This is a genomic window from Sediminitomix flava (genome assembly GCF_003149185.1).
Taxonomy (GTDB): Bacteria; Bacteroidota; Bacteroidia; order Cytophagales; family Flammeovirgaceae; genus Sediminitomix; species Sediminitomix flava.
The window spans coordinates 1,509,807-1,522,276 of record NZ_QGDO01000001.1 but is presented as its reverse complement, the minus strand read 5'-3'; the positions used below and the strand labels follow the sequence as shown (position 1 = coordinate 1,522,276).

Genomic DNA, 12,470 nt, shown 5'->3' with positions numbered 1-12,470 from the left:
CCTAAGTTGTTTTATCAGAAATGGAAGATTGATAGCCTTGCAAAGGAAGTATTAGGAATGACTTGGAAAGCAGCTATGTGGTTTTTATTTACTAAAAATAAAATTCATATACAAAGCATTAGAAAAAATACTTTTAATCAGTATATTTGCAAGCTTAGAAAAACCGCAAATTGCAAATGGCATTCAGAAAAAACAAGAAAATTAACACGGACTTTACTAAAGTCACGATTAGTTTGGCTTCTCCTGAGTCCATCTTGGAGAGTTCTCATGGTGAAGTGACGCAGCCAGAAACGATTAACTACAGAACGTATAAACCTGAAATGGGAGGTTTGTTCTGTGAAAGAATCTTTGGTCCAGTAAAAGACTGGGAGTGTCACTGTGGTAAATATAAACGTATCCGTTATAAGGGTATCGTATGTGACCGCTGTGGGGTAGAAGTTACTGAGAAAAAAGTACGTAGAGAGCGTATGGGACACATCTCATTGGTAGTTCCTGTTGCTCACATCTGGTATTTCAGATCTCTACCGAACAAGATTGGTTACTTATTGGGACTTCCGACCAAGAAATTGGACCAGATTATCTACTATGAAAGATATGTAGTTATCCAACCTGGTATCAAGGCGGAAGATGGAGTTCAAAAAATGGACTTCCTTACTGAGGATGAGTACTTAGACATCCTTGATAAATTACCAAGAGAAAACCAAGCATTAGACAATGACCACCCAGATAAGTTTATCGCTAAAATGGGGGCAGATGCTTTGGAAATGCTCTTGTCAAGAATCCAATTGGATGAACTTTCATACCAATTGAGAGATGCTGCTTCAAATGATACTTCTCAGCAACGTAAAGCGGAAGCTTTGAAACGTCTGAAAGTAGTTGAGGCATTCCGTGAATCAAATACAAGAGACAATATCGAAAACCGTCCTGAATGGATGATTATTCGTATGGTCCCTGTAATTCCACCAGAGTTGCGTCCTTTGGTACCATTGGATGGTGGACGTTTCGCAACTTCAGATTTGAATGATCTTTATAGACGTGTGATTATCCGTAATAACCGTCTGAAGAGATTGATCGATATTAAAGCACCAGAAGTTATCCTTCGTAATGAGAAACGTATGCTTCAAGAAGCTGTTGACTCATTATTCGATAACTCTCGTAAAGTGAACGCTGTAAGAGCTGATGGTAACCGTCCGTTGAAATCACTTTCAGATATGCTGAAAGGTAAGCAAGGTCGATTCCGTCAAAACCTTTTGGGTAAAAGGGTTGACTACTCTGGTCGTTCGGTAATCGTTGTAGGTCCTCAATTGAAACTTCACGAATGTGGTTTGCCAAAGAATATGGCAGCCGAGCTATTCAAGCCATTCATCATTCGTAAGTTGATTGAAAGAGGTATCGTTAAGACGGTGAAATCTGCAAAGAAAATTGTAGACCGTAAAGATCCTGTAGTTTGGGATATCCTTGAAAATGTATTGAAAGGACACCCTGTACTTCTTAACCGTGCTCCTACGCTTCACCGTTTGGGTATCCAAGCCTTCCAACCAAAATTGATTGAAGGTAAAGCTATCCAACTTCACCCATTGGTATGTACGGCATTTAACGCCGATTTCGATGGTGACCAGATGGCGGTTCACGTTCCTCTAGGACATGAGGCTATTTTGGAAGCTTCTTTATTGATGCTTGCTTCTCACAATATCTTGAACCCTGCAAATGGTAATCCTGTAACGGTACCATCTCAGGATATGGTATTGGGTCTTTACTACATCACTAAAGGACGTTACACTACTCCTGAAGAAAAAGTACCAGGCGAAGGAATGACTTTCTATAGTGCTGAAGAAGTAATCATCGGTATTAATGAAGGTGCAATTTCTAAACACGCTTATATCAAGTTAAGAACAAAAGTTCGTAACGATGAAACAGGCGAGTTAGAGACTAAGATTGTAGACACAGTAGCTGGTCGTGTAATCGTTAACCAATTCGTTCCTGAAGAGGTAGGTTATGTAGATGAGCTATTGTCGAAGAAGTCACTACAAAAAGTAATTTCTAAAGTGTTTAAAGTAGTAGGAATGGCACGTACTGCTCACTTCCTTGATGATATTAAGCACTTAGGATTCCAATCAGCATATAAAGGTGGTTTGTCTTTCGGTCTTGACGAAATTCAGATTCCAGCTGAAAAAGTAACTCTAGTTGAAGCGGCTAAGGCTGAAGTGGAGACGGTAACTACCAACTTCATGATGGGTCTTATTACTGACAACGAGCGTTACAACCAGGTAATTGATATCTGGACGCGTACAAACAACCAGTTGACAAACACGCTAATGGAGCGTATGGAGACTGACCAACAAGGATTTAACTCTATTTACATGATGATGCACTCTGGTGCTCGTGGTTCTAGAGAGCAGATTCGCCAGTTGGGTGGTATGCGTGGATTGATGGCGAAACCACAGAAAAACCTTGCAGGTGGATCTGGTGGTAACATTATCGAAAACCCAATTCTTTCAAACTTTAAAGAAGGTTTGGATGTATTGGAATACTTTATCTCTACTCACGGTGCTCGTAAAGGTCTTGCCGATACAGCATTGAAAACTGCCGATGCGGGTTACTTGACTCGTCGTTTGGTAGATGTAGCACAAGATGTTGTAATTAACGACACTGACTGTGGTACGCTTCGTGGTCTTGAGGTAGAAGCACTTAAAGATAACGATGAAATCGTAGAATCATTAGGTGAAAGAATTGTTGGACGTACTTCACTTCATGATATCTCTAACCCAGTAACTGGAGAGTTGATTGTAGGAGCTGGTGAGTTTATCTCAGAAGCTATTGCAAACAAGATCGAAGAAGCTGGAATCGAGAAAATGGAGATTCGTTCAGTACTTACTTGTGAAACTAAGCAAGGAGTTTGTTCGAAGTGTTACGGTCAAAACCTAGCAACAGGACGTAAAGTACAGAAAGGTGAATCAGTAGGTGTAATTGCTGCACAATCTATTGGTGAACCAGGTACACAGCTTACACTTCGTACGTTCCACGTCGGTGGTGTGGCTTCCCATATTTCTGCTGAAAACACTACAATCGCTAAACAAGGTGGTAAAGTAGAGTTTACAGAGATGAGAGCAGTATCTTCTAAGAATGCTGATGGAAATCCTGCAAAAGTAGTTATGGCACGTACTGCTGAATTGAACATTTTGGACGATTCAGGAAAAGTACTTTACAATACGCACATTCCTTACGGTTCTTACTTGAGAGTCGAAGAAGGTGATGTTGTTGAAAAAGGAACAGCGATTTGTGAATGGGATCCATTTAACGCAGTAATCCTTGCTCAATTCGACGGTACAGTTGAATTTGAAAACATCGAAGACGGTATTACTTACAAAGAAGAGTTCGATGAGCAAACAGGTTACCGTGAGAAAATCATTATCGAATCAAGAGATAGAACTAAGAACCCAACAATCATTATCCGTAAAGATGATGGCGAAACATCTTCAGCCAACATTCCTGTAGGAGCTCACTTGATTGTTGAAGAAGGTCAACGTCTATCAGCTGGTGATATTCTAGTGAAAATCCCTCGTTCAGTAGGTAAGTCAAGAGATATTACCGGGGGTCTTCCAAGAGTAACGGAATTGTTTGAAGCACGTAACCCTTCAAGCCCTGCTGTAGTAGCAGAAATTGATGGTGTTGTTTCTTACGGTGGTATCAAACGTGGTAACAGAGAGTTGTTCGTAGAGTCTAAAGATGGAATTAAGAAGAGATACCTAGTGTCACTTTCTAAACACATCCTTGTACAAGAGAATGACTTCGTGAAAGCGGGAATGCCATTGTCAGATGGAGCAATTACTCCAGCAGATATCTTGGCGATTAAAGGACCAACAGCTGTACAAGCTTACTTGGTAAATGAAATTCAAGATGTATACCGTCTACAAGGGGTAAAAATCAATGATAAACACATTGAGGTTATCGTTCGTCAGATGATGCAAAAAGTATTCATCCAAGACAGTGGAGATACTACATTCTTAGGGAATCAAGTTGTTGATAAATTCTCATTCAGAGAAGAAAACGACAAGATTTTGAATATGAAGGTAGTTACTGATGCGGGTGAATCTGATCGTATGAAAGCGGGTATGATTATCTCTCCAAGAGAACTTCGTGATGAGAACTCATCGTTGAAGCGTAGAGATAAGAAAATCGTTAAAGTACGTGATGCAGAGCCTGCTAGAGCGAGACCAATTCTTCAAGGTATTACACAAGCTTCTTTGGATACTAAATCGTTTATCTCAGCAGCTTCCTTCCAGGAAACTACTAAGGTATTGAGTGAAGCATCTATCAGAGGTAAAGTAGATAAATTGGTAGGTTTGAAAGAAAATGTAATTGTTGGACACTTAATTCCAGCAGGTGCAGGTGCTAGAGCCTTCCAAGATATTCGTGTAGGTTCTAGAGAAGAATATGAACAATTGATGGGAGGTGCATCTCCTGCAGAGACTAAACGCAGAAGCGTTTACTCTAGATAAGAATCAATGCGGTTTTTTAATATAAAGCCTTGACCTTCGGGTCAAGGCTTTTTTTATGCATTATTTTAAATTGGATTATTATAATATCACACAAGTTTATAAAATAGAATTAGTTTTAGAATGCATTGTATTATAAGGAGTTTCTTAAGGAACTCTATTTGATTATTTGTATTTTTGCCGCAATAATTGATATCCAAAATTAATTTTATGGAAGACAAAACTAAAAGGTCTTATTTGCTACTAGAAGGACTAAAACAATTTTTTCATCCTATACATTTTGCAGGAACTGTTTTTGTATTCCTTTTCATGTATTTATTACAGTTGGTAGGAGTGCAAACAGAAATTTTTAACGTTTTTGAATCTGTTTTTGAAGAGTTTGAGTTAACTGATATTTATTACAGAGATATCCGAAATCCTCAAGAAGAAACTTTTGAAGAAAATGTGATTCTTGTGAATATTGGGCACCTTCCACGTAGAGCTATTGCTGAGCAGATTAATATTTTAAATAAATATGAACCTGCCGTTATTGGAATAGATGCAGTTTTTGCTGGACCTAAAGAAGATGACCCTATGGGGGATTTTTTACTAGCTCAAGCTGTTGCAGAGTCAAATAAATTTGTATTTGCTTCAACGCCTTTGGAACCTACGCGTAAGGAAAATATTGTTACAGCTGATTCTATTGGTATGCCTTATGAATTATTTCTGGCGAATGATAGCGTGATCTCAACAGGGCATGTTTATACTGGAAATGAGTATGCAGATTTCACAACTTGGAGAGAAGTTCCTGTATTCGTAGATAATAAAGGGAAATTGGAGCCTAGCTTAGCAGCTGAAGTAGTTAGGCAGTTTGATGAAGAAAAATACAAGAATCTTTTAAAAAGAGAACGTATCATTGAACCGATTTATTTTAAAGGGAATCTTGATAAGTATCTTAAATTAGACCCTAAGCAAGTTCTTTTAGAGGAGTTTGATACAGCGGCTATCAAAGGAAAGATTGTGTTGATGGGCTACATGGGAGATGAGTATACGGATTATTTCTTTGCAGAAGATAAATTCTATACACCTTTAAATAAAAATCTATTAGGTAGAGGCTTTCCAGATATGTACGGGGTTGTGGTGCACGCTAATATCATCTCAATGATGTTAAATGATACTTACATTGATGCAATGCCTCAGAATTTAAGTTTACTAATAGCTGTTCTTTTGTGTTTTTTTAACGTCAGTGTCTTTACCATAATTGTCAGATTTAAAAGAATGGCAGTATGGTACAATGCGATATCAAAAACTATTCAGTTAGTTGAAGCGATAATTGTAACATACTTATCTATAATGTTATTCGCAGAATATCATTATGAAGTTAATTTCTCTTTGGCTTTTTTAGTAATACTATTATCAGGAGATTTAACTGAAATCTTTGTGGAAATTATAGTTCGATTTGTACGTAGAGTATTAAGAATGGCACCATTACTGTTTTATGACTCCTAAACAGTATAACCTTATAAATATTTTTTTCGTTGTTAATACTGCAATTGTAAGTAACCAATCAAAAAATGAAAATACTAAAACTGACTTTTACATTACTCCTTAGTCTAATATATTTTGTTGCTACAGCCCAAGATTACTCCTTTATGATCTTAGGAAAAAAAGGAGATGTTACTTTTGATGGAAAGAAAGTATTTGTTGGATCAAAATTGAAACTAAAAGGGAATTTAGAATTAAAAGAAAATTCTTACTTAGGTCTTGTTCATAACTCTGGAAGAACAATAGAATTAAAGAATAGCGGGAAGTTTTCAATAAGTGATCTAACTAAAAAAATAGATACTAAACAGAAAAGTGTAACCGATAAATACGCTGCTTTGCTTCTAAGTGAATTGACAGGAAGTAAAAGTAATGTGAATTCTAAAAAAGCAAAGTATGGTTCTGTAAGCCGAGGGATTGGAGAGGTTCATCCTTTGGCAGGGAAAAGGACTAGAGTGTTGTCTGATGTCGTACTGCGTTGGGAAGCTAAAGAAAATAGCTATGACGCTTACAAGGTGATTTTTAGAAGCACTAAACGTAAAGTTCTTTTAGAGAAAGAAGTAAGTGCGAATAGCCTTACTATAAACCTAGATGAAGTAGGTTTGGGAAAAGAGAGAAATGTACTTTATGAAATAGTACCTCTAGGGGTTGATGGAGTTAAGCCTGAGACTTTTATGCTGACTAGACTTAGTTCTAAAGAGCACGAACAATTGGAAGAAGAACTTTCAGTTATTGAGGGACAAGATGGCGAAATGGCATTGCTTCTACAGGCTCAAATGTATGAAGAGCATGGTTTGTTATGTAACGCAACAGAATCGTATGTTAAAGCCGTTTCAGAGGGAGGAGAGATCGCAGAACAGTTATATAAGAACTATAGAGGTCGTTTAGGCTTAGAAAAGTAAGATCGAAAATATCGAAATAATTAGGCTTGTTTCAGTTTATGGAGCAAGCCTATTTTTATTTATAGCTTTCTGAACCACTCTGAAAAGACCGATGACAGACAGTAAAATGAGAATACTAATGATCATTTTGACTTCCATTCCGCTTCCACTTTCTAAAACATGTTGAATATTTTTTGCTTCGGAACCAATCCAAATACTAATAAGTGTTCGAGGTAACATTCCAATCAGGCAACCTAGAACATAATTAGCCAATGAAACGCCTCCTATTGAAAGCAAAAAATTACTTACAGCAAATGGCAAAATAGGAGACATTTTACTGAATATGACAACCTTCAATTCATCATTTTTTAGATTATCCAATAACTCTTTTGCTCCTTTAAATTCCTTTAGAGATGTAGTGAAATTTCCTCTATCAATCAGTTTAGCCAAGTAAAAAGCTAAAATGCATGCTAGTAAATAGGATGGTATTATTCCTATAATACTAAAAGCTCCAAGTAAATATCCACTAAGAATTGCAATAACTGTAGTAGGAGTAAGGGCCAGACCCATTGTGAATACTGTCCCTAGATAGAAAAGGAACCAGTTAAAAAGAGTGAAGCTCTCAAATAAGGTCTCTTGTGTGTAAATAAAATAGCTAAGGAATGAACTGCTCACTATCGGGATGATACTAAAAAGTAACATACTGAGAAGTGACTTTTGGTTCTTTCGAAGGAACTTTTTTATGGACATTTCTTAGAATGAAAGTGCAAGTTGAGAATAATTAAACCGACGAAAATAGTAAAATATTATTCTAAAAATATAGCTTGGTGTGTTAATAAATCATCTTGATAAATTATTATTGAAAAAAGTATTCTTTTTTATGCTAGTGTATTGCATTCACTGAAAATAGTACTATATTTGCATCGCTTTTCTGAAAAACAGAAGAAAAAAGCCTCTTTAGCTCAGCTGGTAGAGCAACTGACTTGTAATCAGTAGGTCGCTGGTTCGATCCCGGCAAGAGGCTCCAAAAGATCTTAGTTGTACAACGAAAAGCCTCTTTAGCTCAGCTGGTAGAGCAACTGACTTGTAATCAGTAGGTCGCTGGTTCGATCCCGGCAAGAGGCTCCAAAAGATCTTAGTTGTACAACGAAAAGCCTCTTTAGCTCAGCTGGTAGAGCAACTGACTTGTAATCAGTAGGTCGCTGGTTCGATCCCGGCAAGAGGCTCCAAAAGATCTTAGTTGTACAACGAAAAGCCTCTTTAGCTCAGCTGGTAGAGCAACTGACTTGTAATCAGTAGGTCGCTGGTTCGATCCCGGCAAGAGGCTCCAAATAAGATCTTAGTTGTACAATGAAAAGCCTCTTTAGCTCAGCTGGTAGAGCAACTGACTTGTAATCAGTAGGTCGCTGGTTCGATCCCGGCAAGAGGCTCCAAATAAGATCTTATAGTTGTACAATTGAAAAGCCTCTTTAGCTCAGCTGGTAGAGCAACTGACTTGTAATCAGTAGGTCGCTGGTTCGATCCCGGCAAGAGGCTCCAAATAAGATCTTATAGTTGTACAACGAAAAGCCTCTTTAGCTCAGCTGGTAGAGCAACTGACTTGTAATCAGTAGGTCGCTGGTTCGATCCCGGCAAGAGGCTCAAAAGAACCTTCTAAACAAGATGCGATTTAGAGGGTTTTTTTACGTAAAATATTCTCGACTTCTGTTTGTGTAGAAATGCTGAGCTTCCAGTATTAAGGGGAGATTTCGTTCAAAATCTGAAAAGAGATTTTGGGATTTTCTCTTAATTTTCAGATATTTGCACACTCGATATTAAAACTGATATTAAAATGTCTAAAGTTTGCGATATAACAGGTAAGAGAGCTAGAGTTGGTAACAACGTTTCTCATGCCAACAATAAAACAAAAAGAAGATTTTACCCAAATCTTCACACAAAGAAGTTTTATATTCCTGAAGAGGATAAATTTATCACTCTAAAGGTTTCTACAACGGCTCTTAGAACTATCAACAAGCACGGAATCAGTGCAGTGTTGAACAAAGCACGCAAAAACGGAAACGTTCTTGTTTAATTAATTAAAAAGTATTCACGGCTCTGACCGACAGCGGGGAAGCTGTCCTTAAGGTCCAACAACTTCTATTTTTGTCATGGCAAAAAAAGGAAATAGAGTTCAAGTAATTCTTGAGTGCACTGAGCACAAAGCAACAGGAATGCCTGGTACTTCTAGATATATCACTACGAAGAACAGAAAAAATCATCCTGAAAGATTGGAGCTTAAAAAGTTCAATCCAGTTTTAAAGAAATATACAGTTCACAGAGAAATTAAGTAATTATGGCTAAGAAAGTAGTTGCAACTCTGAAGAAAGAAGGTGGTGTAAAGTTTGCTAAAGTGATCAAAGCAGTTCGCTCACCAAAAACTGGAGCTTATTCTTTCAAAGAAGAAATCGTACCAGAAGACCAAGTTAAAGCGGTCTTGGCGAAATAATATACTCTCAGAGATATTATTCACTGACTTAAACCCTACTCAATAAGTGGGGTTTTTTTTATGTTTAAAGCAAGCGAGCAAAAAAAAGCAATAAATTCGTTCTTGTATTAGATAAGATCAATTAATTTGCTACCAATTGAGTTTGTAATACGACAGGATGATTGCACTGTAGGTATTTCTTGAATATCTGTGAAGTTGGATCTTTCTTATTTTCTGCGTAGTCAATAAATCAGTATTCATTCGTCGTCTCTAAATTTTAAAGAAATGGGCTTTTTTAAGAAGTTATTTAAGGGCAAAGAAATTTCTCAAGAAGAGAAACAAGATTTAGATAAAGGGCTAGAAAAAACTAGAGGATCTTTCTTCGATAAGTTAAGTAAGGCTGTTGCTGGTAAGTCTAAAGTAGACGATGATGTACTAGATAATCTAGAAGAGATTCTTGTAACCTCAGACGTAGGAGTTGATACAACTTTGAAAGTGATTGAGCGTATCGAGGCTCGTGTAGAAAAAGACAAGTACCTCAATACCGAAGAACTTAATCAAATCTTGCGAGAAGAGATTGCTGCATTGATGGCAGAAAATCAATCGGAAGATGTGGAAGGTTTTGATATCCCTGAAGGGAAAAAACCATATGTTTTGATGGTTGTTGGTGTAAATGGTGTTGGTAAAACAACTACAATCGGTAAACTTTCTGCGAAGTTCAAGGCAAATGGTAAAAAAGTTGTTCTTGGAGCAGGTGATACCTTCAGAGCTGCAGCTGTAGATCAGTTGAAGATGTGGGGTGAACGCACAGGCGTAGAAGTTGTAGCTAAAGGAATGAATACAGACCCTTCAGCAGTGGCTTTTGAAGCTGTGAAGAGAGGAGTAGAGGCTGATGCAGATATTATCATTATTGATACTGCAGGTCGTTTGCATACAAAAGTCAACTTAATGAACGAATTGTCTAAGATTCGTCGTGTGATGACAAAAGTAATTCCAGATGCACCTCATGAGGTAATGCTTGTGTTGGATGGAAGTACTGGGCAAAATGCAGTAATCCAAGCGAGAGAGTTTACGAAAGCTACAGAAGTTACTTCTTTGGCAATTACTAAACTTGATGGAACAGCAAAAGGTGGGGTTGTCATCGGAATTTCAGATGAGTTTAAAATTCCTGTAAAATATATTGGTGTGGGCGAAGGCGTAGATCACCTACAAGCTTTTAATAAAGCAGCTTTTGTCGATTCACTGTTTAAGGGAGGAGAAGCTACAGAAAAGTAATTTTCTCTCAAGAAAGAAAAATAAAGCGGCTGGTGTAAGATACATCAGCCGCTTTACTTTTTTAAGAATGATTGTTCCAAATACTTTGCCATTCAAAGGACGAAATTGGATATAGAAGGTCGTGTTCTACATCAAATCGCCAACCCTTAACATATTTGTCATTAGGATTAACATTAGTCATGTAAACCATGACATTTTTGTCTCTTTGAACGGATGCATCAGATAAAACATTTTGCGCATAATTTCTAGGATTAGAGATTTTACCATCTCTTTTTTGTAATCCTTTCATATTATGATCAAGTTTTAACATACATTGTCCTCTTAAGGATGTGATCAGAAAGTAATTATGTTGTTCACTCATGGAGGGTAGTGTTAGAATGTTCATAAAGTGCAATCATTGAAACTTAAAAAATTAAATTCTGAGATTGCGATTTTTGTATCGTCTCAAAAAAATGTAGTGTTTTATGAAGACAATATAAAGAATGGAAAATTGTAAGCAAAACACTTTATGAATTATTAATAGAGGTATGCTTTTTTGTAATACCATCTAAATATATGCGTTATTTCAATGTATATTTCGTACTAAATTAGGATAAGAAGCCGCTAGCGTTTTTTTATCTTATTCTGAATGAAAAATATTGCCAATCAACAGATGATGAAGAGATTAGTAATAACCTTATTTATTTTATTTTCTATACAATTATCCTCACAGACTTTCGGACAAGGAGCTAAAACAACCTTGAAAATTGGAGGAAGTGCAATTAGTTACAAAGGAGATCTTAGCCCAACTTTTTCGGATTGGCAAGGTGCAGCTCGTGCCGAACTGAATTTTAATGCTCACAAAGACTTAAACTGGGGAATTAACTTATGGTATGGTCAGATAGCCGCAGGAACTTCCGATGCTCTTACAGGGGATGTGCGTCCAGAGATGAGGTTTACGAATGTAAGAACTACCTTATTAAGTACAGAACTGTTTTTGGGTTATCAGAAGTTTATCACAAAATCCTTGAAAGCATACGCTCGTGTTGGTGTCGGTGGAATGAAATATGATCCGATAGGAGATATTTATAGAGAACTCGGTGATGGACGGATTTTACGTGATAGAAACATAAAATTAAGAGATGTTGAAGTGACTAGAACAGAAAACGAAGAGGAATACGGTCGTTACGCATTTACCTTACCTCTTGGCATTGGTCTGTCTTACACTTTACCGAACGGTTTTGGAATTGATACACAATTCAGATACATAAATCCATTTACAGACTATTTAGACAATGTTTCTGAGTTGGGGAGTGTAGATGGGAATGATAAATTAATAGAATGGAATATTGCTTTAGTCATACCATTGAAATATTTATCTAAGACTGAAAACACAAAATATAAACAGAAACTTCGCAAAGAAACACTTATCAGACGTAGGTGATGTTTGAGACTTTAGTGCTCATTTTTTGGAGAAGAGAATCATTTAAATTGGAAGCGAGAATATGGACTTCTTTGAACAGGTGTGGGAGGTAACAAAACTTATTCCAGAGGGAAGAGTGACAACTTACGGAGCCATCGCTAAGTATCTAGGAACAGCAAGAGGTGCAAGGGTTGTAGGTTGGGCATTAAATCAGTCTAACATGAAAGCCGACGTTCCTGCACATCGAGTTGTGAATAGAGTGGGAATGCTTTCTGGAGCAGCTCATTTTGGCGGTGAACAAATGAAAGTGTTACTAGAGGCAGAAGGAATTGAGGTGAAATCGAATAAAGTGCTCAAGTTTAAAGAGCTGTTTTGGGACCCTGTAACAGAATTAGAAGTCTAGTTTTCTCGAAGTGATTCTTTTTTCGAGC

At 37.2% G+C, this 12,470-nt stretch carries 11 protein-coding genes and 7 tRNA genes; 16 read left to right on the top strand and 2 right to left on the bottom strand.

Features of this window, described 5'->3' with window-relative positions; translation table 11 throughout:
- Nucleotides 1-176: 176 nt before the first annotated feature.
- The 3 genes from rpoC (at nucleotide 177) to BC781_RS05805 (ending at nucleotide 6,919) form a co-directional block, all read left to right on the top strand.
- Nucleotides 177-4,499: a DNA-directed RNA polymerase subunit beta' gene (rpoC, locus tag BC781_RS05815; RefSeq protein ID WP_109616272.1), complete on the top strand. Its 4,323-nt coding sequence runs from the start codon at nucleotides 177-179 to the stop codon at nucleotides 4,497-4,499.
- A 207-nt stretch (nucleotides 4,500-4,706) separates the two neighbouring features.
- Entirely contained in the window at nucleotides 4,707-5,984 is a 1,278-nt protein-coding gene (locus BC781_RS05810; RefSeq protein WP_109616271.1) for a CHASE2 domain-containing protein, read from the top strand.
- 65 nt (nucleotides 5,985-6,049) lie between these two features.
- Nucleotides 6,050-6,919 (top strand): hypothetical protein, encoded by an 870-nt coding sequence (locus BC781_RS05805; RefSeq protein ID WP_146201630.1) that lies wholly within the window; start codon nucleotides 6,050-6,052, stop codon nucleotides 6,917-6,919.
- 36 nt (nucleotides 6,920-6,955) lie between these two features.
- On the opposite strand, the gene BC781_RS05800 is transcribed toward BC781_RS05805, so the two are convergent.
- On the bottom strand, nucleotides 6,956-7,600 hold the full coding sequence (locus tag BC781_RS05800) for a TVP38/TMEM64 family protein (protein WP_158281406.1): 645 nt from the start codon (nucleotides 7,598-7,600) through the stop codon (nucleotides 6,956-6,958).
- 249 nt (nucleotides 7,601-7,849) lie between these two features.
- On the opposite strand from BC781_RS05800, the gene BC781_RS05795 reads away from it, so the two are divergent.
- The 11 genes from BC781_RS05795 to ftsY all read left to right on the top strand — a co-directional run bounded on the left by BC781_RS05795 (nucleotide 7,850) and on the right by ftsY (nucleotide 10,637).
- Nucleotides 7,850-7,925, top strand: a tRNA-Thr gene (locus BC781_RS05795).
- Between the two features lie 25 nt (nucleotides 7,926-7,950).
- A tRNA-Thr gene (locus tag BC781_RS05790) sits at nucleotides 7,951-8,026 on the top strand.
- 25 nt (nucleotides 8,027-8,051) lie between these two features.
- Nucleotides 8,052-8,127 (top strand) — tRNA-Thr (locus BC781_RS05785).
- A gap of 25 nt (nucleotides 8,128-8,152) precedes the next feature.
- A tRNA-Thr gene (locus BC781_RS05780) sits at nucleotides 8,153-8,228 on the top strand.
- 27 nt (nucleotides 8,229-8,255) lie between these two features.
- Nucleotides 8,256-8,331, top strand: a tRNA-Thr gene (locus tag BC781_RS05775).
- 30 nt (nucleotides 8,332-8,361) lie between these two features.
- Nucleotides 8,362-8,437, top strand: a tRNA-Thr gene (locus tag BC781_RS05770).
- A 29-nt stretch (nucleotides 8,438-8,466) separates the two neighbouring features.
- A tRNA-Thr gene (locus tag BC781_RS05765) sits at nucleotides 8,467-8,539 on the top strand.
- Nucleotides 8,540-8,729: 190 nt separating this feature from the next.
- Nucleotides 8,730-8,969, top strand: a complete 240-nt coding sequence (gene rpmB / locus BC781_RS05760) for a 50S ribosomal protein L28 (RefSeq protein ID WP_109616268.1) — start codon at nucleotides 8,730-8,732, stop codon at nucleotides 8,967-8,969.
- A gap of 76 nt (nucleotides 8,970-9,045) precedes the next feature.
- A complete protein-coding gene (gene rpmG / locus BC781_RS05755; protein ID WP_109616267.1) occupies nucleotides 9,046-9,228 on the top strand; it encodes a 50S ribosomal protein L33 in 183 nt (60 codons plus the stop codon).
- Between the two features lie 2 nt (nucleotides 9,229-9,230).
- The gene (locus BC781_RS05750) at nucleotides 9,231-9,383 is read left to right on the top strand and encodes a DUF4295 domain-containing protein (RefSeq protein WP_109616266.1); all 153 of its coding nucleotides are present in this window, start codon (nucleotides 9,231-9,233) and stop codon (nucleotides 9,381-9,383) included.
- 264 nt (nucleotides 9,384-9,647) lie between these two features.
- The gene (gene ftsY, locus BC781_RS05745; RefSeq protein WP_109616265.1) at nucleotides 9,648-10,637 is read left to right on the top strand and encodes a signal recognition particle-docking protein FtsY; all 990 of its coding nucleotides are present in this window, start codon (nucleotides 9,648-9,650) and stop codon (nucleotides 10,635-10,637) included.
- A 61-nt stretch (nucleotides 10,638-10,698) separates the two neighbouring features.
- Here the strand turns inward: ftsY and BC781_RS05740 are convergent, their stop codons facing one another.
- Complete coding sequence (locus BC781_RS05740; protein ID WP_109616264.1) at nucleotides 10,699-10,998, bottom strand: hypothetical protein; 300 nt, start codon at nucleotides 10,996-10,998, stop codon at nucleotides 10,699-10,701.
- A 291-nt stretch (nucleotides 10,999-11,289) separates the two neighbouring features.
- Here BC781_RS05740 and BC781_RS05735 point away from each other — a divergent pair, with 291 nt between their 5' ends.
- Nucleotides 11,290-12,060, top strand: a complete 771-nt coding sequence (locus BC781_RS05735; RefSeq protein ID WP_158281405.1) for an outer membrane beta-barrel protein — start codon at nucleotides 11,290-11,292, stop codon at nucleotides 12,058-12,060.
- Nucleotides 12,061-12,121: 61 nt separating this feature from the next.
- On the top strand, nucleotides 12,122-12,442 hold the full coding sequence (locus tag BC781_RS05730) for an MGMT family protein (protein ID WP_109616262.1): 321 nt from the start codon (nucleotides 12,122-12,124) through the stop codon (nucleotides 12,440-12,442).
- Nucleotides 12,443-12,470 lie beyond the last annotated feature (28 nt).

What these genes read in the sequence shown, in the direction of transcription:
- rpmB (WP_109616268.1), top strand. Translation starts at nt 8,730, where the DNA reads ATGTCTAAAGTTTGCGATATAACAGGTAAGAGAGCTAGAGTTGGTAAC.
- ftsY (WP_109616265.1), top strand. Translation starts at nt 9,648, where the DNA reads ATGGGCTTTTTTAAGAAGTTATTTAAGGGCAAAGAAATTTCTCAAGAA.
- BC781_RS05735 (WP_158281405.1), top strand. Translation starts at nt 11,290, where the DNA reads ATGATGAAGAGATTAGTAATAACCTTATTTATTTTATTTTCTATACAA.
- BC781_RS05740 (WP_109616264.1), bottom strand. Translation starts at nt 10,998, where the DNA reads ATGAGTGAACAACATAATTACTTTCTGATCACATCCTTAAGAGGACAA.
- BC781_RS05750 (WP_109616266.1), top strand. Translation starts at nt 9,231, where the DNA reads ATGGCTAAGAAAGTAGTTGCAACTCTGAAGAAAGAAGGTGGTGTAAAG.
- BC781_RS05810 (WP_109616271.1), top strand. Translation starts at nt 4,707, where the DNA reads ATGGAAGACAAAACTAAAAGGTCTTATTTGCTACTAGAAGGACTAAAA.
- rpmG (WP_109616267.1), top strand. Translation starts at nt 9,046, where the DNA reads ATGGCAAAAAAAGGAAATAGAGTTCAAGTAATTCTTGAGTGCACTGAG.
- BC781_RS05805 (WP_146201630.1), top strand. Translation starts at nt 6,050, where the DNA reads ATGAAAATACTAAAACTGACTTTTACATTACTCCTTAGTCTAATATAT.
- BC781_RS05730 (WP_109616262.1), top strand. Translation starts at nt 12,122, where the DNA reads ATGGACTTCTTTGAACAGGTGTGGGAGGTAACAAAACTTATTCCAGAG.
- BC781_RS05800 (WP_158281406.1), bottom strand. Translation starts at nt 7,600, where the DNA reads ATGTTACTTTTTAGTATCATCCCGATAGTGAGCAGTTCATTCCTTAGC.
- rpoC (WP_109616272.1), top strand. Translation starts at nt 177, where the DNA reads ATGGCATTCAGAAAAAACAAGAAAATTAACACGGACTTTACTAAAGTC.